Origin of the sequence: Microbacterium sp. NPDC055910 (assembly GCF_042271185.1) — a bacterium.
Classification (GTDB): Bacteria; Actinomycetota; Actinomycetes; order Actinomycetales; family Microbacteriaceae; genus Microbacterium.
In genome coordinates, this window is record NZ_JBHJZS010000034.1 from 1 (window position 1) to 21905 (window position 21905).

General features: G+C 68.7%; 21 protein-coding genes. 5 read left to right on the forward strand and 16 right to left on the reverse strand.

The features are described from left to right. Nucleotides 1-151: 151 nt before the first annotated feature. The 4 genes from rplI to rpsF form a co-directional block, all read right to left on the reverse strand. Nucleotides 152-604 (reverse strand): 50S ribosomal protein L9, encoded by a 453-nt coding sequence (rplI, locus tag ACFC3F_RS12555; RefSeq protein WP_376130124.1) that lies wholly within the window; start codon nt 602-604, stop codon nt 152-154. A 10-nt stretch (nt 605-614) separates the two neighbouring features. Next, nucleotides 615-869: a 30S ribosomal protein S18 gene (rpsR, locus tag ACFC3F_RS12560; RefSeq protein WP_045276591.1), complete on the reverse strand. Its 255-nt coding sequence runs from the start codon at nt 867-869 to the stop codon at nt 615-617. An 83-nt stretch (nt 870-952) separates the two neighbouring features. Continuing rightward, complete coding sequence (locus tag ACFC3F_RS12565; protein ID WP_376130128.1) at nt 953-1486, reverse strand: single-stranded DNA-binding protein; 534 nt, start codon at nt 1484-1486, stop codon at nt 953-955. Nucleotides 1487-1490: 4 nt separating this feature from the next. Then, nucleotides 1491-1901, reverse strand: coding sequence for a 30S ribosomal protein S6 (gene rpsF, locus ACFC3F_RS12570; protein ID WP_376130208.1), 411 nt, complete (start codon nt 1899-1901; stop codon nt 1491-1493). 255 nt (nt 1902-2156) lie between these two features. On the opposite strand from rpsF, the gene ACFC3F_RS12575 reads away from it, so the two are divergent. Next, nucleotides 2157-3308, forward strand: a complete 1152-nt coding sequence (locus ACFC3F_RS12575; RefSeq protein ID WP_376130131.1) for a hypothetical protein — start codon at nt 2157-2159, stop codon at nt 3306-3308. A 3-nt stretch (nt 3309-3311) separates the two neighbouring features. Here the strand turns inward: ACFC3F_RS12575 and ACFC3F_RS12580 are convergent, their stop codons facing one another. The 5 genes from ACFC3F_RS12580 to ACFC3F_RS12600 all read right to left on the reverse strand — a co-directional run bounded on the left by ACFC3F_RS12580 (nt 3312) and on the right by ACFC3F_RS12600 (nt 10063). Next, the gene (locus tag ACFC3F_RS12580; RefSeq protein WP_376130134.1) at nt 3312-3692 is read right to left on the reverse strand and encodes a DUF779 domain-containing protein; all 381 of its coding nucleotides are present in this window, start codon (nt 3690-3692) and stop codon (nt 3312-3314) included. A 179-nt stretch (nt 3693-3871) separates the two neighbouring features. Beyond that, nucleotides 3872-5422: an aldehyde dehydrogenase family protein gene (locus ACFC3F_RS12585; protein WP_376130137.1), complete on the reverse strand. Its 1551-nt coding sequence runs from the start codon at nt 5420-5422 to the stop codon at nt 3872-3874. Between the two features lie 117 nt (nt 5423-5539). Continuing rightward, nucleotides 5540-6853, reverse strand: coding sequence for a GAF domain-containing protein (locus ACFC3F_RS12590; RefSeq protein ID WP_376130140.1), 1314 nt, complete (start codon nt 6851-6853; stop codon nt 5540-5542). 59 nt (nt 6854-6912) lie between these two features. After that, nucleotides 6913-8400, reverse strand: coding sequence for a CCA tRNA nucleotidyltransferase (locus ACFC3F_RS12595; RefSeq protein WP_376130143.1), 1488 nt, complete (start codon nt 8398-8400; stop codon nt 6913-6915). 10 nt (nt 8401-8410) lie between these two features. Further along, the gene (locus ACFC3F_RS12600; RefSeq protein WP_376130146.1) at nt 8411-10063 is read right to left on the reverse strand and encodes a methyltransferase; all 1653 of its coding nucleotides are present in this window, start codon (nt 10061-10063) and stop codon (nt 8411-8413) included. A gap of 94 nt (nt 10064-10157) precedes the next feature. Here ACFC3F_RS12600 and ACFC3F_RS12605 point away from each other — a divergent pair, with 94 nt between their 5' ends. The 4 genes from ACFC3F_RS12605 (at nt 10158) to trxA (ending at nt 15366) form a co-directional block, all read left to right on the forward strand. Then, entirely contained in the window at nt 10158-12293 is a 2136-nt protein-coding gene (locus ACFC3F_RS12605) for a DUF6049 family protein (RefSeq protein WP_376130149.1), read from the forward strand. After that, nucleotides 12290-13891 carry a murein biosynthesis integral membrane protein MurJ gene (murJ, locus tag ACFC3F_RS12610; RefSeq protein WP_376130152.1) on the forward strand — a complete coding sequence of 534 codons (1602 nt, stop codon included), beginning with the start codon at nt 12290-12292 and terminating at the stop codon, nt 13889-13891. The genes ACFC3F_RS12605 and murJ overlap by 4 nt, the downstream gene beginning before the upstream one ends. Before the next feature lie 94 nt (nt 13892-13985). Next, nucleotides 13986-14972 carry a thioredoxin-disulfide reductase gene (gene trxB, locus ACFC3F_RS12615; protein ID WP_376130155.1) on the forward strand — a complete coding sequence of 329 codons (987 nt, stop codon included), beginning with the start codon at nt 13986-13988 and terminating at the stop codon, nt 14970-14972. Nucleotides 14973-15042: 70 nt separating this feature from the next. Then, complete coding sequence (gene trxA, locus ACFC3F_RS12620; RefSeq protein ID WP_376130158.1) at nt 15043-15366, forward strand: thioredoxin; 324 nt, start codon at nt 15043-15045, stop codon at nt 15364-15366. A gap of 57 nt (nt 15367-15423) precedes the next feature. Here trxA and ACFC3F_RS12625 read toward each other — a convergent pair whose 3' ends face one another. The 7 genes from ACFC3F_RS12625 to yidC form a co-directional block, all read right to left on the reverse strand. Next, on the reverse strand, nt 15424-15771 hold the full coding sequence (locus tag ACFC3F_RS12625; protein WP_376130161.1) for a tryptophan synthase subunit alpha: 348 nt from the start codon (nt 15769-15771) through the stop codon (nt 15424-15426). Between the two features lie 86 nt (nt 15772-15857). Further along, the gene (locus ACFC3F_RS12630) at nt 15858-16862 is read right to left on the reverse strand and encodes a ParB/RepB/Spo0J family partition protein (protein ID WP_376130164.1); all 1005 of its coding nucleotides are present in this window, start codon (nt 16860-16862) and stop codon (nt 15858-15860) included. Beyond that, on the reverse strand, nt 16862-17845 hold the full coding sequence (locus ACFC3F_RS12635; protein ID WP_376130167.1) for a ParA family protein: 984 nt from the start codon (nt 17843-17845) through the stop codon (nt 16862-16864). Before ACFC3F_RS12635 ends, ACFC3F_RS12630 begins: the two co-directional genes overlap by 1 nt. A 166-nt stretch (nt 17846-18011) precedes the next feature. After that, nucleotides 18012-18308, reverse strand: a complete 297-nt coding sequence (locus ACFC3F_RS12640; protein ID WP_376130170.1) for a GIY-YIG nuclease family protein — start codon at nt 18306-18308, stop codon at nt 18012-18014. A gap of 1301 nt (nt 18309-19609) precedes the next feature. Beyond that, nucleotides 19610-20233: a 16S rRNA (guanine(527)-N(7))-methyltransferase RsmG gene (rsmG, locus tag ACFC3F_RS12645; protein WP_376130173.1), complete on the reverse strand. Its 624-nt coding sequence runs from the start codon at nt 20231-20233 to the stop codon at nt 19610-19612. Nucleotides 20234-20254: 21 nt separating this feature from the next. Then, a complete protein-coding gene (locus ACFC3F_RS12650; protein WP_376130176.1) occupies nt 20255-20770 on the reverse strand; it encodes a protein jag in 516 nt (171 codons plus the stop codon). Between the two features lie 30 nt (nt 20771-20800). Then, the gene (gene yidC, locus ACFC3F_RS12655) at nt 20801-21901 is read right to left on the reverse strand and encodes a membrane protein insertase YidC (protein ID WP_376130179.1); all 1101 of its coding nucleotides are present in this window, start codon (nt 21899-21901) and stop codon (nt 20801-20803) included. Nucleotides 21902-21905 lie beyond the last annotated feature (4 nt).

The following is a 21905-nucleotide window of genomic DNA, read 5'->3' on the forward strand; positions in this document are numbered from 1 at the left end:
CCCGCGGCATCCGTTCTACGTCTCGACCCTTCGACAAGCTCAGGGACCGGAGAGAAGCTCTCGACCCTTCGACAAGCTCAGGAACCGGAGAGAAGCTCTCGACCCTTCGACAAGCTCAGGGACCGGAGACAAGCTCAGGGAGCGGAGAGTGCTACTTGGCTGCGACCACCTGGAGGGTGATCACGGCGGTGAGGTCGTCACGCAGGCGGATCGTCGCCTCGTGCTGGCCCACCGACTTGATCGCCGAGGTGATGTGGATCTTGCGCTTGTCGAGGTCACCGAGACCGGCGGCCTTGACGGCGTCTGCGACGTCACCCGTCTTGACCGAGCCGAACAGTCGCCCTTCGGCGCCGGCCTTGACGGGCAGGCGCACCGTGTTGGACTCAAGGGCGTCCTTGAGCGCGACGGCCTCTTCGTGGTCGTGGATCGCGCGCGACTCACGGGCCGCGCGAATCGACGCGACCTGCTTCTCGCCACCGCGGCTCCACGCCACAGCGAAGCCCTGGGGGATGAGGTAGTTGCGGGCGAACCCGTTCTTGACCTCGACCACGTCACCGGCGCTACCGAGCCCGGCGACCTCATTCGTGAGAATCAGCTTTGCCATCGGATGCCCCTTAGCGGCCAGCGCCGGCGTAAGGCAGGAGCGCCATTTCGCGCGCGTTTTTGATCGCCTTGGCGATCAGACGCTGCTCCTGCACCGAGACACCGGTGATACGACGGGCACGGATCTTGCCGCGCTCCGAGATGAACTTGCGAAGAGTGGCGACGTCCTTATAGTCAATGACGCCGACACGGATCGACTTCGCGGGGGCCGCGTTCTTCGCGCCCTTCCGCGGCTTCCGGCGATCGCCGGTTGCCTTTCCAGCCATGGTGTTTCCTTTACAGAGTGAGAAAAGTTGTTGCCGTGACCCGGTCTCGACGCTCTAGCGAACTCAGGGACCGGAGGTCGGCGTCAAAACGGGGTGTCGTCGCCGTAGGACGCACCGGGCGTCGCCCAGGCGTCTCCACCGCCGGCGTTGGAGGAACCGGGGGTAGCCCACGGCTCCTCTGCCACCTGCGCGGGACGCGACTGTCCGCCGCCGCCACCGCCGCCGCCGAAGTTGCCTCCGCCGCCACCGCCGCTCGCGGCACGCGTGACCTGGGCCGTCGCATAACGCAGCGACGGTCCGATCTCGTCGACCTCGAGCTCGATCGCGGTGCGGTTGTTGCCCTCGCGATCCTGGTAGCTGCGCTGCTTCAGGCGGCCGGTCGCGACGACCCGCATGCCCTTGGTCAGCGAACCGGCCACGTGCTCGGCGAACTCGCGCCACACACTCGCGCGGAGGAACAGCGCTTCGCCGTCCTTCCACTCGTTGGTCTGGCGGTCGTAGTTGCGCGGCGTCGACGCGATCGTGAAGTTCGCGACGGGGAGCCCGTTCTGCGTGTACCGCAGTTCGGGGTCTGCCGTGAGGTTGCCCACGACGGTGATGATCGTCTCGCCGGCCATGTCGTTACGCCTTCGCAGCCTTGGCGGGAGCGGCAGCCTTCGCGGGAGCAGCAGCCTTCGCGGGAGCAGCGACCTTGGCGGGAGCAGCAGCCTTGCGGGCGGCCTTCTCGTCGGCGCGCTGCTTCTCGGAGGCGACCATCGCGATGGCCTCTTCAGCGCGGAGGACCTTCGTGCGCATGATGCGCTCGTCGAGCTTGAGCTGGCGGTCCAGCTCGTGCGTGGCCTCGCTCGTGGCGGTGAAGTTGACGACGGCGTAGACGCCTTCGGTGTGCTTCTGGATCTCGTAGGCGAGACGGCGGCGACCCCAGATGTCGACGTTGTCGACAGAGCCACCGTCGTTCGTGATGACCTTGAGGAACTTCTCGAGGTTCGGAGCGACCTGGCGCTCGTCGATCTCGGGGTTCAGGATCACCATGAGCTCGTACTGGTGTGTGTGCGTCACTAACCCACCTCCTTCGGACTAGAACGGCTGCGGGGAATCTCCCCACAGCAGGAGGGTGTGGTGCACGTCATCCGGCTTACCGCGCATCGAACGCGAACGGACAACCCTCCTATGATACCGGATGCCGCGGCGCGGCGTGGTGCGCGCTCTTCGGCACGCTCAGGGATCGAGTCAGGGGGCTCGGCGTCGGCGGGTAGCGTGGGCTCGGCATGACCCAGGGGAGGACGGATGTCGCTGCATCAGGAACAGGGGTCGACCTCGTTCGACCCGCGCCCTCTCGTCGAGCCCGTCGACCGCGCCGACGTGCGCGCGTTCACGCAGCGGCTGCGCGCGACCGGGGCGCTGCGCGGCAGCGGAATCGGCAACGTGATCGGCGTCGTCGTCCTCATCGCCGTAGCGATCATGATCCTGATCTCGGTGTCGACGGCCGCGACCGCCTTCCTCACGGCGGCCGTCTCGGGCACAGCGCCGCCGTGGTTCGTCGCGATCGGTGCGACGATCTTCATCCTCTTCGTGCTGGGCATTCTGGCGGCGGTCATCACGGCGGTCGTCCGTGCGGTCGGCGGAGGAGCACCGACCCGGCGGTTCAGGCTCGACCGCTTCGCGCAGGCGAACGGCATGGGCTACCTGCCGACGCTCGCGAACCCGCGCCTGCCCGGGATGATCTTCGGCCTGGGCTCGTCGAGACAGAGCCTCGACCTCGTGCGCGGCACGCGCCCGAGGTTCGTCGAGTTCGCGAACTACCGGTACACGACCGGTTCCGGCAAGAACCGCACGACGCACTCGTGGGGCTACGTCGCCGTCAAGCTCGACGTGCCCCTCCCCCACATCGTGCTCGACGCCCTCGGCAACAACGGCCTGTTCGGATCGAACCTTCCGACCTCGTTCGACCGGGATCAGCGGCTCAGCCTCGAGGGCGACTTCGATCGCTACTTCTCGCTGTACTGCCCCACCGGGTACGAGCGCGACGCGCTCTATCTGTTCACGCCCGACATCATGGCGCGGTTCATCGACAACGCCGCGGCCCTCGATGTCGAGATCGTCGACGATTGGCTGTTCCTCTACGCCAAGCGCGACTTCTCGACCCTCGACCCCGCGACGTGGAGCTGGCTGTTCTCGGTCGTGGGCGCCCTGCTCGACAAGCTCGCACAGTGGGAGCGCTGGCGCGACGACCGGCTGACCGCTCCGGCCACGGCGCACGAGGGGCTGCCCTTCGCCGCGCCGTCGACCGCGCTGCGCCCGCCCCCGGGCGTGGCCGCGCCGGGTCGCCGGCTGAAGCGCGGCATCCCCTGGGCGGTCGTCATCGTCGTGGGCATCATGCTGCTGATGTGGTCGCTGCCGCAGATCATGGGCTTCGTCTGGTCGGTCCTCGGACGCTGAGCCTCACCCGATCCCGAAGTGCTCCAGTTCGGGCTCGTCCAGCATCCTCGAGCGCACGATGAAGCGCATGCCGGTCGGAGACTCGACGCTGAACCCCGCACCCCGACCTGGCACGACGTCGATCGTGAGGTGCGTGTACTTCCAGTACTCGAACTGCGCTTCCGAGATGTACACCTCGATGGCCCCGTCGAGCCCGACGTCGAGATCGCCCAGCAGCACGTCGGACGGACCTGTGATGAACATGCCGACGGGATAGCACATGGGCGCGCTGCCGTCGCAGCATCCACCCGACTGATGGAACATGAGCGGCCCGTGCTGCGTCGTCAGTTCACGCAGCAGCGCGGCTGCGGCATCCGTGACGGCCACGCGGCTGTGGGTGACCATGCGTGTTCTCCGTTCGCCGAGGGGGAAGTCAGAAGAGGCGGAGTGAGACGCGAACGTCTGGGGAACGTCGTGGTGCGTCTCACCCCGCCAACCGATGCGCGGGTGCCCCTGGCTCACCCGGCTATCGAGCCGTCCCTCCAACCGGCTGGGGTCCGGTGGCAGAAGAGGGACGAGCCGGATCAGAAGAAGCCCATCGCGCCCTCGGCGTACGACACGAGCAGGTTCTTCGTCTGCTGATAGTGGTCGAGCATCTTGAGGTGGTTCTCGCGACCGATGCCGGACTGCTTGTACCCGCCGAACGCGGCGTGCGCCGGGTACTGGTGGTAGGTGTTCGTCCAGACGCGCCCGGCTTCGATGGCGCGTCCCGCCTTGTAGGCGGTGTCTCCCGAACGGCTCCACACCCCGGCACCGAGGCCGTAGAGGGTGTCGTTCGCGATCGAGATGCCGTCGTCGAAGTCGTCGAAGGACGTCACCGAGACGACGGGGCCGAAGATCTCCTCCTGGAAGATCCGCATGTCGTTCGTGCCCTCGAACACGGTCGGTGCGACGTAGTACCCCCCGCTGAGGTCGCCGCCCAGGTCGACCCGCTCGCCACCGGCGAGCAGCTTCGCGCCACCGGCCTTGCCGATGTCGATGTACGACAGGATCTTCTCGAGCTGATCATTGGATGCCTGTGCGCCGATCATCGTCGCCGGGTCGAGCGGGTTGCCCTGCACGATCTTGGCCACCCGATCGAGCGCGTCGCCCATGAAGCCGTCGTAGATCGAGCGCTGGATGAGAGCGCGCGAGGGGCACGTGCACACTTCGCCCTGATTGAGGGCGAAGAGCGTGAAGCCCTCGAGCGCCTTGTCGTAGTAGGCGTCATCGGTCGAGCGGGCGACGTCTTCGAAGAACACGTTGGCGCTCTTGCCTCCGAGCTCGAGCGTCACGGGAATGAGGTTCTGCGACGCGTACTGCATGATGAGCCGGCCCGTCGTGGTCTCACCCGTGAACGCGACCTTGCGGATGCGCTTGTGCTGCGCGAGCGGCGCCCCCGCCTCGATGCCGAAGCCGTTGACGATGTTGACGACCCCCGCGGGCAGCAGATCGCCGATGATCTCGAACAGGAACAGCAGCGACGCGGGCGTCTGCTCGGCGGGCTTGAGCACGACGCAGTTGCCGGCGGCGAGCGCGGGAGCGAGCTTCCACGTCGCCATGAGGATCGGGAAGTTCCACGGGATGATCTGCCCGACGACACCGAGCGGCTCGTGGAAGTGGTACGCGACGGTGTCCTCGTCGAGCTGGCTGAGCGTGCCCTCCTGCGCGCGCAGCACGCCGGCGAAGTAGCGGAAGTGGTCGACAGCGAGCGGGATGTCGGCGGCGAGCGTCTCGCGCACGGGCTTGCCGTTCTCCCACGTCTCGGCGACGGCGATCCTCTCGAGGTTCTGCTCGATGCGGTCGGCGATCTTGTTGAGGATGACGGCGCGCTCGGCGGGTGTCGTACGCTTCCACGACTCGAACGCCTGCCAGGCGACGTCGACGGCACGGTCGATGTCCTCGACGGTGCCGCGCCCGACCTCGGTGAAGGGCTTGCCGTTGACGGGCGAGATGTTCTCGAAGTACTGGCCCTTGACGGGCTCGACGAACTCGCCGCCGATGTAGTGGCCGTAGCGAGGACGATACTCGGCGACCGAGCCGCGCTGCCCGGGGGCAGCGTAGACGCTCGAGACGCTCTCTTCGACGATGGTCATGACTGGTCTCCTTCGACGGTTTCGCGACGTCGGTGTCGCGTGGGAACGACGGTAGGCGCCGCAACGTTGCAAACCGTTGCGCGGGGGATGCGGCGCCCGCGCGGGCTCACCGCCGGGTCAGGACTCGAGACGGTCGAGGCGGGCGACGAGGTGGGCCCGCTTGGGCGAACGGGCGGGGAGCATCTGCAGACACAGGCGGAGGAGCTCGACGTCGTCGGGCGCGGTGTCGGCGTAGGCGAGCAGGACGTCGAGGGATGCCTCGGCCATGAGCGCCTCACGCAACGTCGTGCGCACCGTGTCGCGGAACTCCTCGACGCCGGGCGCCGTCGAATCCGGGAGCACGTCGCCGCGGTAGGCGGCGAGCGCGACGCGATGCGCACCCCGGTCGAGCAGCGACAGCACGTGGTGCGCGTCGGTCTCGAGGGGAACCGTGAGCCGATACGGGCGCGACGCGGGTGCGAGCTGCGGCGCCGTGCGTTCGAGCACCTTGCGCAGGCGCACGAGCTCGGGTCGCACGGTGTCGGCGGCGGACGGGTCGCCGTAGACCAGCTCGCCGAGCCGGTCGGCGGACAGCCCGCGGCGGTGAACGGCGAGCATGAGCAGGATCTCGGCGTGCCGCGCTCCGAGCTCGCTCACCGTCTCGACACCCTCGCCCGCGAGCTCGAGCAGCGCCCGGTCTCGGCCGAGCACCCGAAGCGTCGCCCGCGTCATCTCGGGGCGACGCGACGGCTTCGCGGGCGGTGCGGACTCGGCCCGAGCGCGCAGTCGCGTGACGAGCAGTTCAGTCTCGATCGCGCGAGCGGTCGCGGCGACGAGCAGCTGGGCCTGCGCCGACGCGGCGGGCGACTCCCCCGTGACGTCGACGACGCCGAGGATGCGACGCGTCTCCGGATCGGTCACGGGAGCAGCGGTGCAGGACCACGGCTGCACGAGCCGGTTGAAGTGCTCGGCCCCGCGGATCTGCACCGAGCGCCCCAGCGCGAGCGCCGTGCCGGGGGCGGAGGTTCCGACGGCGTCTTCGGACCAGTTCGCGCCGGGCACGAAGCCCACATCGCCCGTCAGGCGCCGCACGGCCCGGTCGCCCTCGACCCAGAGCAGCCGACCCGCGGCATCCCCCATCGCGACGACGACCCCCGAATCCTCGGCGCCTCCAGGAAGCAGGAGTCCGCGCACGATGTCGACCGCAGCGGCCAGCGGATGCTCCCGGCGGTACGTGTCGATGACGTCGGCACCGAGTTCGAGAGGCGGCAGGCTCTCGACGCCGACGAGGGAGGCGATCGAACGGCGCCACGAGTCGCGCACGAGCGGCCGGACATTCTGCAGCCGCTCGTCGGCTTCATTGCCCGCAACGAGCTCGTCGTGGGCGCGCTCGATCAGAAGGCGCGCGCCCTCCGGTGAGACGCCGCGCTGCGGGGACCATGGCGAGGACATGGGGCTCCGATCGACGCCTGACCAGTGTAGGTCGACGGCGCGCCGCACGGGAGGTCTGCTCAGGCGCGGTCGGCCCACCACGCGCGCAGACGCCGCTCGGCTTCGTCTTCGCCCAGCACGCCCTCGTCGAGGCGCAGGTCGAGGAGGAACCGATAGGCCTCGCCCACTTCGCGCCCGGGGGTGAGGCCGAGGATCGCCTGGATCTGATTGCCGTCGAGGTCGGGACGGATCGCCTCGAGCTCCTCTTGCGCCGAGAGCTCGGCGATCCGCCGCTCGATGTCGTCGTAGGCGTTGCGCAACCGCGTCGCCTTGCGCCGGTTGCGGGTCGTGACGTCGGCACGAGTGAGGATGTGCAGGCGCTCGAGCTGCGATCCCGCGTCGCGTACGTACCGCCGGACGGCGGAGTCGGTCCATGCCCCCTCGGCATAGCCGAAGAACCGCAGGTGCTGCTCGATGAGCTGCGTCACGCCCGAGATCGTGTCCGAGTCGAACCGCAGCGCCTGCAGCCGTTTGCGCGCGAGCCGGGCGCCCTTGACGTCATGGTGATGGAACGTGACGCCGCCGCCGGGCTCGAGCCGCCGGGTCGCCGGCTTGCCGATGTCGTGCAGCAGCGCCGCGAGCCGCAGCGCGACGTCGGGGGCGGCATCCGGGTGCCGCTCGTGCTCGAGGTCGATCGTCTGCTGCAGCACCGTGAGGGAGTGCTCGTAGACGTCCTTGTGATGGTGGTGCTCGTCGACCTCGAGCTGCAGGGCCGGAATCTCGGGGAGGAACTCGCCCATGAGGCCGGTCTCGACGAGCAGCCGGATGCCGCGTGTCGGATCGTCGGTCTGCAGCAGCCGCACGAGCTCGCTCTGGATCCGCTCGGGGCTCACGATCTCGAGGGTGGCGCGCAGCTCGGTGATCGCCTCGACCGTCGCGGGGTCGACCTCGAAGCCCAGCTGCGACGAGAACCGCGCGGCACGCAGCATGCGCAGCGGGTCGTCGCCGAAGCTCACGTGCGGGTCGGCCGGTGTGCGCAGCACGCCGCGCACGAGGTCTTCGACGCCGCCCGTCGGATCGACGAGCGTCTGCGACGGCACGCGCAACGCCATGGCGTTGACGGTGAAGTCGCGGCGACCGAGGTCGGCCTCGATCGTGTCGCCGAATTCGACGGTGGGCTTGCGGGTCACGCCGTCGTAGCTGTCGGCCCGATAGGTCGTGACTTCGACCTGAGCCCCCGCGCCTCGAGGCTCCGCGGAGCGCGAACGCGATCCGTGGAGAAGGAGTGGGGAATCCCCCGCGACCTTCGCACCGATCGTGCCGAAGGCACGGCCGATGTCCCACTGCGCCGTGCTGATGGGCTTGATGATCCGCAGGATGTCGTCGGGCCGCGCGTTCGTCGTGAAATCGAGGTCGTGGGTCTCGCGGCCCAGCAGCGCGTCGCGCACCGGGCCGCCGACGATCGCGAGGTCGAACCCGGCGTCGGCGAAGGCGCGCGCGAGCGTCGCGACGACGGGAGACTCCGCGAGCGCGGCCAGGCGCGCGACGCCGTCGGCCATATTCAGCATGGGTTCGAGCCTACCGAGCGCCGTGGGGCGGATCCGGCGTCCACTTCTCCGGACGGATCGTCGGTTCCCGCTCCCCTGCCCCCGAAACGCCGTTTCTGTCCGGAGAACTCGACGCCCCACCGACGAGACTCAGGAATCCGGTGAACACGAGTTCGCGCACGCGGGGCAGCAGGTCGGCGCGCAGCGCGACGGCATCGACCTCGAGCAGCTCCGCGATGGCGTCGATCAGCAGGCCGAGCGGCAGGTCGCCGTCGCACGCGCCGACGAGCGCCGCCAGACCCGGGTCGACCGACAGCGACCGGCCGAACCCCGCACCCTGGCGCAGCTCGATGACGGTCGGCGCCTCGGCTCCCGGCAGCTGGTGCCGGGCCTCGGTGACATCGGCCGCGACGAGCGCGACGCAGGCGGCCAGCGCCGCATCGTCGAGCCGCGCGAGCGCGTCATGCGCATCGAGCGCGTCGGCGAGATGCCGCCCGAGCCCGCCGTCGGGCAGCGCCTGGGTCACCCGCTCGTACCGTGACAGCGTCGCCTCGCCCGCCGCCGGGCGCCGCAGCAGGACGTAGCCGAAGCCGATCGATGACACGGCGCGGGCGTCGAAGTCCTCGAGCCAGGCGTCGATGAGCCGCGCGTATTCGGGCGTTCCGAGCAGGGTGCCGCCGTCGCGCACCCACAGCTCGGCGTACGACAGCGGGTCGAGCTGCTCCCGCTCGACGACCCACGCGTCGAGGGCGACGGGCGCCGCCGCGATCCACTCCCGAACGCGCTCGAGACCGTCGACGCCGTCGCGGGTCTCCCAGTTGCCGAGCAGCTGCGCGACACCGCCAGGCGAAAGGTGGGCCCCGACACCCGAGACGACGGCCGCGACGAGCCCGTCACCCGTGAAGCCGGCGTCGCGGTACTCGTAGGCGGGCACGCCCGCGACACGCGGCGTGATGACGAAGGGCGGGTTGGACACGATCCGGTCGAACTGCTCGCCCGCGACGGGCGCGAACAGGCTGCCGTGCCGCGGCTCGATGCCGTCGACGCCGCACAGCGCGGCGTTGAGGCGCGTGAACCGCAGGGCGCGCTCCGAGATGTCGGTCGCCACGACGCGATCCACGGCGCGACGTGCCCGCAGCGACTGGATGCCGCACCCGCTGCCGAGATCGAGGCCCCGCTCGGCGGGCGTCGGCAGCTGCAGCGACGCGAGCGTCAACGACGCGCCACCGACCCCGAGCACGTGGTCTTCGGGCAGCGCACCCTGCAGGGCGCTCTCGTCGAGGTCGCTCGCGATCCACCATTCCCCGTCGCCGCGCTCGTCCGCGAACGACTGCGGACGCACGATCGCCACGGGTTCGATCTCGTCCCCGGACACGACGGCAAGACCGAGGGCGACGAGGCCCGTGCACCCCGTGCGCGGCAGGCTCCGATCGACGGATGCCGCGGGTTGCGGCATCCCGAGCACGAGAAGTCGTCCCAGCACGGCGAGGGGGTCGTCGCGGCCGGTGAGCGCGCGCAGCGCCGGTGAGCGCAGGCCGCGCGCGATCGCCGTGTCGGCGGTCTCACCCCACGCGGCGCGCAGCGCGGCCGACGTGAAGCCGGCGTCGCGCAGGTCGTCGGCGAGCGCGCGGCACAGGGCAGGATCGGGCTCGGGAAGCAGGGGTCGAGAGGTCACGTCCTCCATTCAACCGCGTGCGCTGTCGGAGGTCTCCGAGGGGCGGACCGTAGAATCTGTTCGGTCGTGCGGTCCGCAATCGCACAGGAGCGAACCCAGAGCAATGATCGACACCCCCCTGAGGAAGAGCCGGCCCCGGCGCGCGCTGTCGATCCTCACGGCGCTGACGGTCGCCCTCGGGCTCGGGATGCCGCTTCCCGCGGCCGCCGACGCACCGAGCCCGTCGCCCACGCCCGCCGCCACGGATGCGGCCCCGACGGGCACGACATCTTTCACCCTCGCACCGCTGCGCAACGGCATCCTGAACGCCGGCGAGACGCTCACGGTGTCGGTCACGCTGCACAACGACACGACGGCGGGGATCGCCGCGACACCCGTGACCCTCGCGCTCGGCACCGCTCCGCTCGCGGGGCGCGCCGAGCTGACGGCGTGGCTCGCGGGCTCGTCCGACGTCACGACGCGCACCGTCGCCACCGGCACGATCGACCCCGTCTCCGCCGGCGAACAGCAGACCACCGCGATCCTCGTGCCGCCCGAGACCCCCGAACTCGTCGAGCTGCGACCGGGCGTGTATCCGCTCGAGGCCGCGTACGACTCGCCCGACGGCGCCGTGGTGTCGACGAGCGTCATCGTCGTGCCCGCACCCGACCGACCGCTCAGCGCGTCGTTCATCGTGCCGATCACGGTCGACGCGCGCGCCGACGCGCTGCTGACGGCGAGCGAGCTCGAGCGACTCACGGCGCCTGACGGAGAGCTGACGAGCCAGCTCGAGGGCGTCTCGGGCACGAGCGCGATCCTCGCGGTCGACCCCGCGATCCCGGCCGCGATCCGCGTGCTCGGAATCGCCGCTCCGGAGAGTGCGACGAGCTGGCTGGAGAGTCTCGAGGCCCTCGGCAACACGCGCTTCGCGCTGCAGTTCGGCGACGCCGACCCGGCCGTGCAGCTCGAAGCGGGGCTCTCGCGCCCGCTCGAGCCCACGTCGTTCGCGGCCTCGATGACGGCGGCCGACTTTCCGCCCGTCGCCGAACCGACCCCGACACTGCCCGTGGCCCCGACGCCGGCCCCGACCGAGCCGGCCGACCCGCAGGCCCCCGTCTACCCCACGGTCGACGACGTGGTCGCGATCGGAACGGTCCGCGGCACGGTGTACTGGCCCGACGCCGGCAGCATCACGCGCGACGCCGTCGCGAAGCTCGGAGCCCTCGACGACGGCGCTGCGCTGACCGTCGTGCCCTCGACGGCGACGACCGCCGGCGCGAAGGGCGACGCGGTCGGCGCCCGCGCAGCCACGGGCGACGCGGGGCTGCTCGTCGCCGACGCCGAGATCTCGCGTCTGCTCTCGCAGGCCGCGGCGATCGACGAGTCGGCGCTGCGCGGCTCTCCCCTCGCCGCTGCGACCGGCTACCTCGCCTTCGCCGCCGCCGCCGATGCTCCCCTCCTCGTCGCCCTCGACCGCACGACCGCCCGGTCCTACATCGGGATCCGCACCGTCCTGAGCGCCGTCGCCGACTTCCCCGGCGTCATCACGCAGTCCCTCACGGGTGTCGCCGGCACGGCCGCCCAGGCGGTCGAGCTGGTCGACACCGAGCCTCCCGCCGAGCGCGTCGCCGCGGCATCCGCTCTCTTCGGCGACGAAGACGAGCTCGGCCGCTTCGCGACGATCCTCGACGATCCGGGTCTGCTGACCGGCATCGAGCGGGCCGAGATCCTGCAGCTGCTCGGCGTCGGCTGGGCCGCGCGGGCCGGCGACTTCACGACGGCGGTCGCGGAGCACCGCCTCGCGACGCGCGAGACGCTCGGGGCCGTGCGGCTGCTGCCCAACAAGACGATCAACCTCTTCGCCGCCGGCGCAGGCCTGCCGTTCACGGTGCGCAACGACCTTCCCTACGCCGTCAACCTCGTGCTCTACGCCAGTCCCAACGACCTGCGACTGAACGTGCGCCGCGCGAACGACATCGTCGCGACGCCGCAGAGCAACACGCGCGTGGAGGTTCCGGTCGAAGCGCGCGTCGGAAACGGCGAGGTCACCCTCGAGCTGCAGCTGCGCAGCCCCTCGTTCGTCGCGATCGGCCCATCCGAGCGGGTCGAGGTGAACGTGCGGGCGGAGTGGGAGACGGTCGGCCTCGTCGCGCTGGCCGTCATCGTCGGCGGACTCCTCGTGCTCGGTGTGCTGCGCACGATCCTGCGTGCTCGGGAGCGCCGCCGTGGCGAAACACCCTCGAGCGAGGATGCACCGTGAGCGTCGGCAGGGCGAGCGCCCTCATCGGCGCGGGCACCCTCGTCTCGCGCGTGACGGGCCTCATCCGCACGATCGTGCTCGTGACGGTGCTCGGTGCGGTCTTCAGCCGCGCGGGCGACGCCTTCGCGATCGCGAACCAGCTGCCCAACACGATCTACGAGATCATCTCGTACGGCCTGCTCACCGCCGTCATCGTGCCGCAGATCGTGCGCGCCAGTGCGCACGCCGACGGGGGTCGCACGTTCATCTCGAAGCTGTTCACGCTCGGCACCGTCGTGCTGCTCGTGACGAGCGCCGTGGCGACGCTGTGCGCTCCCCTGCTGGTCGAGCTCTTCGCCCCGGGGTTCGCGCCCGATCAGAAGGCGCTCGCGACGGTGCTGGCCTACTGGTGCCTGCCGCAGATCTTCTTCTACGGCCTCTACGCCCTCGTGGGCGAAGCGCTCAACGCCCGCAAGGTCTACGGGCCCTTCACCTGGGCGCCGATCGTCAACAACGTCGTGTCCATCGCCGGCTTCGGGCTCATCGGCGTGGTCTTCGGCACGGAGCTGACCGCGGTGTCCGACTGGACACCGACGATGGTCACGGCACTCGGGGCCACCGCGACCGGCGGGATCGTCATCCAAGCGCTCGTGCTGCTCTTCTTCTGGCGGCGCACAGGACTGCACCTGCGGCCGGACTTCCGGTGGCGTGGCGTCGGCCTCGGTCACATCGGACGCCTCGCGGGATGGACCTTCGCGATGGTCGTCGTCCGCACGCTCGCCGGGCTCGTGCAGACCCGCGTCATCACCGAGGCATCGGGCGACGGACCGTCCGCGTTCGCGATGGCCAACGCGTGGCTCGTCTTCATGCTGCCGTACTCGATCATCGTCATGTCGATCGGGACGCCGTACTTCACCCGCCTCTCCGAGCACGCGCACGCCGGACGCGACGACGACGTGCGAACCGACCTGTCGGCCAGCATCCGTGTCACGGGGATGCTCATCACGATCGCCGCCGCAGCCCTCATCGCCGCCGCCGTTCCCGCGACCCGGGTCTTCGCCGACAGTGCCGGGGCGGCCGTCGCTGCGGCTCCCGTCCTCGTGGCCTACCTCGTGGGGCTGATCCCGCTCTCGGTGCTGTTCGTCGTGCAACGTGCCTTCTATGCCTACAACGACACCCGCACGCCGTTCGTGTTCACGGTCATCCAGTGCGGGCTCTTCGTGATCCTCGTGCTCGTCGCGCAGGCGACGCTGCCGCTCGCGCAGCTTGCCGCGGGAGTCGCGCTCGGCCAGTCGATCTCGACGCTCGTGCAGGTCGTCATCGCCACGACCCTCCTGCGGCGGCGGCTGGGTGCGCTCGGCGCGGGCGCGTGGTTCGTCGCGTACGGGCGCTTCCTCATCGCCGCCGTCCCCGCCGCCGCGGCGGGGTGGCTGACCTTCCTGCTGCTCGGGGGCGATGCCGGCTGGGCCGTCGCCGACAAGCTGCTCGGCGCCGTCGCGACGGCACTCATCGGTCTGGTCTCGTTCGCGGTGTATGTCGGGGTGCTCGCACTGCTGCGCGCGCCCGAGCTGCGCCCCGCTCTGGATCTCGCACGCCGCGTCATCCCCCGCCGTCGCTGATCGCCGCGGGTCCCGCCGGCGGTGGAATGCGGCGTGGTTAGCATGGGTTGATGTCAGCGGATGCCGCAGCATCCGTCATCGAGAAGGAGTCTTCGTGCGTCACGTCATCGTCATCGGTTCCGGACCGGCCGGATACACCGCCGCCATCTACGCGGCGCGGGCCAATCTCGAGCCGCTCGTCGTGGCGAGCTCGGTCGAGGCCGGTGGTGAGCTCATGAACACGACCGATGTCGAGAACTTCCCCGGTTTCCCCGAGGGGATCATGGGCCCCGACCTGATGGCGAAGATGCAGGCGCAGGCGGAACGGTTCGGCGCAGAGGTGCTGTACGACGATGTCGTGTCGCTCGATGTCGACGGACCCGTCAAGCGCGTGGTCCTGGGCTCGGGTGGCGTGCACGAGGCGGAGTCGATCGTGTTCGCGACCGGTTCGGCGCCGCGCAAGATCGGGATCGAAGGCGAAGCCCGTCTCGCCGGCCGTGGAGTGTCGTACTGCGCGACCTGTGACGGGTTCTTCTTCCGCGAGCGCACGATCGCCGTCGTCGGCGGAGGCGACTCGGCGATGGAGGAAGCCACGTTCCTCACCAAGTTCGCCTCGAAGGTCTACGTCATCCACCGCCGCGACGAGCTGCGCGCATCCAAGATCATGCAGGACCGCGCCTTCGCCAACGACAAGATCGAGTTCGTGTGGAACAGCGAAGTCGCCGACATCCTCGGTGAGGACGCCGTCACGGGCATCGTGCTGAGCGACACCCGCACGGGTGAGACGCGCGAGCTCGCGCTCGACGGCGTCTTCGTCGCGATCGGCAACGACCCGCGCACGCACCTCGTGCACGGCAAGCTCGACCTCACCCCCGAAGGCACGGTGTGGGTCGACGGTCGCACCTCACGCACCTCGGTGCCGGGCATCTTCGCCGCCGGCGACGTCATCGACCCCACGTACCGGCAGGCCGTCACGGCCGCGGGCAGCGGCACCGTGGCCGCGCTCGACGTCGAGCACTACCTCGCCGCACTCGGCGAGGCGGGGACTCCGGCCGCCGAATCCTCCCCCATCGACGGGCTCGCCGACGTCGGCGTCGCCTGACACCCTCGGAACAAACCCGGCGTCTCGCACGTTTCCCCCATCCAGAGACGTCCCACAGAAGGAGATACACATGACCGCCAAGGCGACGACGTCGGCCACCTGGGAGCAGGACGTGCTCCAGGCCGAAGGACCCGTGCTCGTGGACTTCTGGGCCGCATGGTGTGGACCGTGTCGCATGGTCGCTCCCGTTCTCGACGAGATCCAGGCCGAGAACCCCGACAAGATCACGATCCTCAAGCTCAACGTCGACGAGAACCCTGATCTCGCGATGAAGTACCAGATCACCTCGATCCCGGCGATGAAGGTCTTCAACAAGGGCGAGGTCGAGGCGACCATCGTCGGCGCCAAGCCGAAGTTCGCGCTCGAGCAGGACCTCGCCAAGTACATCGGCTGACACCTAGCATCCGAAGCCCCCGGTGATGTTTTCCTACGTCATCGGGGGTTTCGTGTTCTATGAGGCGTCTGCGCGCACCGTGGCATCCCAGAGGCGGTGCGTATTGGCGTCACCGAGCAGCCGCCAGACGGCGGGCGTCAGCTGCGGATAGTCCTCGGCGATCTGACGCAGCACGCGATAGTGCCGGGCAGCCGTCGGACGCACGCCGCCGTCGGCCTCGATGTTCTCGGCGCGCAGCGTGAACACGACGAGCTCGTCAACCGTCGGCAAGTCCTCCATGAACTCCCACGGGTCTTCACCGGAACGCAGACGCTCGTCGATGACGACGGAAAGTTCGTCGGTCGCCTCGGCACGCAGCAGTTCCAAGCTCGCTCGGCGCCGGGGCGTCTGGTCGTCGTTCCTCACCTATCCAGGGTACGTCGGTACGGCGATGCGGGTGCCGACGCCGACCGGGATGTTCTCGAGGCGGGTGCCGCGTGCTCGACGCTTCGTCAGCTCGCGCCGAACGGCGTCTCGCCGAGTTCCTCGAGGATGCGGTTGAGATCCTGGATGCTGGCGAAATCAATGCTGATCTGGCCCTTTCGGGCGCCTAGTGCGATCTTGACGCGCGTGTTGAGGCGATCCCCGAGCCGTCCCGCGAGGTCGTCAAGGTGTGCGCGCCGGGACCCGGCTTGCGGCTTCGGACGGCGTGTGCCGGCGGCATCCGTCATCTTCGCGGCAGCTTCGGCGGCGCGCACGGAGAGGTCCTCGTTGACGATCTTGTCGGCCAGCCGCTGCATCGCGTCAGTGTCGTCGACCGACAGGATCGCGCGGGCATGACCGGCCGTGAGCACGCCGGCGGCGACGCGCTGCTGCACGGGCACGGGAAGCTTGAGCAGGCGGATCGTGTTGCTGATCTGCGGGCGGGAACGGCCGATCCGGCTCGCGAGCTCCTCTTGCGTGATCCCGAAGTCGGCGAGGAGCTGCTCATAGGCCGAGGCCTCTTCGAGCGGGTTCAGTTCGGAGCGGTGAAGGTTCTCGAGCAGAGCGTCGCGCAGCAGGTGCTCGTCGGAGGTCTCGCGGATGACGGCGGGGATCGACTCGAGGCCCGCCTCGCGGGCGGCGCGGGTGCGGCGCTCGCCCATGATGAGCTCGTACGTGCCCTCGCCTGTGTCGCGCACGACGACGGGCTGCAGTACGCCGAACTCGCGAACGCTGTGCACGAGCTCGGCGAGGTCGTCGGCATCGAAGTGCGTGCGCGGCTGGCGCGGGTTGGGAACGATCGTGTGCGGATCGATGTGCGCGAGGTGCGCGCCGGGGACCGCGACGAGCTCAGGCGACGCGGGAGCCGTTGTCGTCGTGGTCGCGTCGTCGGGCGATGCGGCGCCGTCGGGCGAAGGATCCCCTTCTGACGGGGTCCCCCGCGGGAAGAACACGTCGGCGGGACGAGCCTCAGTGGGTTCGCTGGTGGGAATGAGGGCGCCGATGCCGCGACCGAGGCCTGTGCGCTTCGCCATCAGGACTCCTCTTCTTCTCGTGGGGGTTGAGGGGCGCCGTCGCGCCGGATGATCTCGACAGCGGCTTCGCGGTAGGCGACCGCGCCGGCGGATTGGCCGTCGTAGGCGATGACCGTCTGTCCGAAGCTCGGCGCTTCCGAAACACGCACCGAACGTGGGATGACGGTGTCGAGCACCTCGTTCGGAAAGTGCTGTCGTACTTCTTCGGCGACCTGCTGAGCGAGGCGGGTGCGCCCGTCGTACATGGTGAGCATGATCGTCGACAGGTTCAGACGCGGATTGAGGTGCTTCTGGATCATCTGGACCGTGCCGAGCAGCTGGCTCAGGCCTTCCAGCGCGTAGTACTCGCACTGGATCGGGATGAGCAGCTCGGTGGCGGCGGTGAAGGCGTTGATCGTGAGCAGACCGAGCGAGGGCGGGCAGTCGATGAGCACGAAATCGAGGCGATGCTCCTCGTTCGCGAGGTAGCTGTCGAGTGCGGTGCGCAGGCGATGTTCGCGGGCGACCTGCGAGACGAGCTCGATTTCGGCACCCGCGAGGTGGATCGTGCTGGGGGCGCAGAACAGTCGGGGTGATTCGGGGCTGGTCTGGATGACGTCGGCGAGCGGAAACTCGTCGATCAGGACGTCGTAGATGCTCGGGATCTCCGCGCTATGAGGGACGCCGAGCGCCGTCGATGCGTTTCCCTGCGGGTCCAGGTCGATCACGAGCACGCGGGCGCCGGCAGCCGCGAGCGCGGCGGCGACATTGACCGTCGTGGTGGTCTTTCCCACCCCGCCCTTCTGGTTCGAGATCGTCAGGACGCGCGTGCGACCACTGAACTGAACTTCCGCGCTCTCGAGGACTCGTCGACGGGCATTGAGATCCGCGAGTTCCCGGGCGATCGGCGAGTCGTCGAGGCTGAAAGAGGATGCCGTCGGCGCCGGTTCGTCGGGATGTTCCACGTGAAACGGTCTCCTGGATGGGGTCGTCGGACAACGCATCCCACTCTAACCTGCCCCACCCCCACGCGGTGCTTCCGCGCAGGTGTCATGATCTCGATACGCGCACCGAACCACCACCCCCGGTGGTCGAGTAGGCGGCCCCGCCGCCGTATCGAAACCCCCACGTTTCACGTGAAACAAGAGATCTCGATACGCGCCTCCGGCGCTACTCGATCACCGAGGGGCGGCGGCGCTTCTTGCTCAGCTCCGGAAGCCGTTCGGCGCGTTCCTTCACGAGGGCCAAACGCTTCGCGCGACCCCAGTTTTGAACTTGCTTCTCGCGGCGGAACGCGTCTTCTACTCGCTCGTACTCTTCGAAGTACAGCAGCCTGACCGGCAGGCGACATCGCGTGTACGCCGATCCCTCGCCATTGTTGTGTTCCCACAGACGCCGCTCTAGATCACGGGTGCTGCCGACATAGGTAGTTCGGTCGCTGCACTCGAGGATGTACATGTATGCCATCGGTCCACGTTGACGTACGCGTGCGATTCTCAAGCACCACGGTCGGGCATTCGTGGTGAATGCCTGACGGACGTGCTCTGTGGAGGACACGTATGGACATGATCTCGATACGCGCCGCAGGCGCTACTCGATCACCGGGGACAGCGCACCCAACCGGTGGTCGAGTAGACGGCGAAGCCGGCGTATCGAGACCAGTTCGCCGCTGAGATCGTGTTTCACGTGAAACGAGGGGAGGATCTCGATACGCGCCGGAGGCGCTACTCGATCACCGGGTACGTGCGGCTATCCGGTGGTCGAGTAGACGGCGAAGCCGGCGTATCGAGACCAGGACACCCACTCACACCGGTGTTTCACGTGAAACGAGTGAAGATCTCGATACGCGCCGAAGGCGCTACTCGATCACCGGGTACGTGCGGCTATCCGGTGGTCGAGTAGACGGCGAAGCCGGCGTATCGAGACCAGGTCGCCCACCCACGCGGGTGTTTCACGTGAAACGTGGGGAGGATCTCGATACGCGCCGAAGGCGCTACTCGATCACCGGGACCGGCGCACCCACCGGTGGTCGAGTAGACGGCGAAGCCGGCGTATCGAGACCAGTTCGCCGCTGAGATCGTGTTTCACGTGAAACGCGGGGAGGATCTCGATACGCGCCGCAGGCGCTACTCGATCACCGGGGTTCGGCGCACCCACCGGTGGTCGAGTAGACGGCGAAGCCGGCGTATCGAGACCAGTTCGCCGCAGAGATCGCGTTTCACGTGAAACGAGTGAAGATCTCGATACGCGCCGCAGGCGCTACTCGATCACCGGGGTTCGGCGTCCCCACCGGTGGTCGAGTAGACGGCGAAACCGGCGTATCGAGACCAGTTCGCCACCGAGAGCGTGCTTCACGTGAAACGAGTGAAGATCTCGATACGCGCCGGGGGCGCTACTCGATCACCGGGGTCTGGCGTCCCCACCGGTGGTCGAGTAGACGGCGAAGCCGGCGTATCGAGACCAGTTCGCCGCTGAGAGCGTGCTTCACGTGAAACGTGGGGAGGATCTCGATACGCGCCGGGGGCGCTACTCGATCACCGGGACCGGCGCACCCGCCGGTGGTCGAGTAGTCGGGGAAGCCGGCGCATCGAGACCAGGAACCTCGCCACGCGGGTGTTTCACGTGAAACGTGGGGAGGATCTCGATACGCGCCGGAGGCGCTACTCGATCACCGGGACCGCGCGCCCACCCGGTGGTCGAGTAGACGGCGAAGCCGGCGTATCGAGACCACGCGCCGCAGGCGCTACTCGATCACCGGCGTCCGGAGGTCAGCGAACGGTGGCGCGGACGACGCGGGTGGGTTCGTCCAGGAGGTCGGCGCCCACGATCTCAACGCGCACGTCGGTCACGTGGAATCGGCGCAGCTGCTTCTGAGCCGCGTCGATCTCTCCCGGCGCGGAAGCTCCCTTGAGGAGGATCAGTTCACCGCCGTCCTTAACAAGAGGTGCGGTGATCGCCACGAGGGTGCGCAGCGCACTGACGGCTCGCGCGGTGACGACATCCAGCACGGGACCGCGATCCCAGTCCTCTGCCCGCGTGCGCAGCACTTCGACATTGTCGAGGCCGAGGTCGGCTACCTGCTCCGTCAACCAGGCGACGCGTCGCTCCATCGGCTCGATCAGCACGAACTCGACGTCAGGACGCGCGATAGCCAGGACGAGCCCGGGCAGTCCCGCACCTGATCCGACGTCTCCGACGCGGCCAGAGAACAGGGGAGCAACGACCGCACTGTTCAGAATGTGGCGCGACCACAACCGCGGCGGTTCGAGGGGACCGATGAGCCCGCGTTCTTCGCCGTGACGCCCCAGGGAATCGGCGAACCGGCGCGCCAGGTCGATGCGGTCGCCGAAGATCTCCGTGGCTGCGGCCGGCTCGATCTCGATGTCACTCATGAATGTTTCACGTGAAACGCGTCAGGCGCGCCGGATCACGGTGTGACGATCCGCGGCCTCGCCGTAGGACTCCGACACGAATCCCCGTTCCGCCACGACGTCGTGCACGAGCTTGCGCTCATAGCTCGACATCGCCGGCAGGGATGCCTGGGATGCGCCCTCGTCGAGCCGCTCGATCGCCCGGTCGACGAGCGCCTCGAGCTCGCGCTGGCGCGCATCACGGGATCCGCCGATGTCGAGGATCAGGCGTGAGAACCGACCGGTCTGGTTCTGCACGACGATGCGGGTGAGTTCTTGCAGCGCGTGCACCGTGTCGGGGTCGGACAAGAGGTCCACCGAGCCACCCTCCGGCGGCTCCACCGAGACATAGGCTCGACCGGACCGAACGTCGAGGTCGAGATCGCCGTCGATGTCAGCGATATCCAGGAGGCCCTCGATGAAGTCGGCGGCGATGTCGCCTTCCTGTTCGAGCTGCTCGACCGTCGCCGGCGCGCGCTCAGGCCGTTCCTCGGCGGAGACGTCGGGGGAGATGCTCATGGTGTCCTCGTTATCGTTCTGGTTCGGGTGTCAGCTTTTGCCGTCAGCGTCCGGCTTCTTCTGCGGTCCGGCACCGCCCTGCTTCTTCTTGGCACGCTGCTTGCTGACGGGCTGCTGGCGCTTCGGGGCCGCGGCACGAGCGCGCTCGGCCTCTTCGAGCAGACGCTGCTGCTCTGCGAGGTACTTCTCCATCGGGACGACCTTGCCCGACGAATCGATCGCCTTGCCCTTGCGAGCGAGCCGCTCTTCGCGTGCCTTGGCGGCATCCGAACCGGGAGTGGGCATTTCGCGGATGACGAGGAACTGCTGGCCCATCGTCCACAGGTTCGACACGAACCAGTAGATGACGACACCGAGCGGGAAGAACACACCCGAGAAGACGAACGCGAACGGCAGCACCCAGAGCATGATCTTCTGCATCTGGTAGGCCTGGCCGGTCTTGGCCTCGGGCGACAGGTTCTTCGAGATGATCTGCAGCTGCGTGAAGAACTGCGACCCGATCATGAGCACGACGAGGATCACGAGGATCACGATCGCGACGGTGTTGCTGCTCTCGACGGCGTTGATCAGCGTCTCGTGCAGGGATGCCACACCGAAGAGCTTCGCGTCATAGAACTCCTGTGTGAGCTCTGTGTTGAGCAGCCCGACACCGCTGAAGTTCGGATTGTCGCGGATCTTCTGCACATCGTTCAGCACGCTGAACAGGGCGAAGAAGACCGGCATCTGCACGAGCAGCGGCAGACAGCTCGACACGGGTGTCGTGCCGTGCTTCTTGTAGAGGGCCATCGTCTCGCGACTCATCGCCTCGCGGGAGAGCTGATCGCGCTTCCCGCGGTATTTCTCCTGAACTTTCCGCAGTTCAGGGGCGATTTCCATCATCTTCCGCTGGCTCTTGATCTGCTTGACGAAAAGCGGGATCATCGCCGAGCGCACGACGATGACGAGACCGACGATCGACAGAACCCAGGTGATGCCCTCTGCGGCAGGAAGCCCGGCCGCCGTGAACAGCCAGTGCCATCCGACGAGGACGAGCTCGACGAGCCATTTCAGCGGCCACAGGATGGTCCCGATGAGGTCGAATCCGCCTCCACCCGCGTCCGGGGCGGGTGTCGAGGCAAGCAGAAGATCCATACGG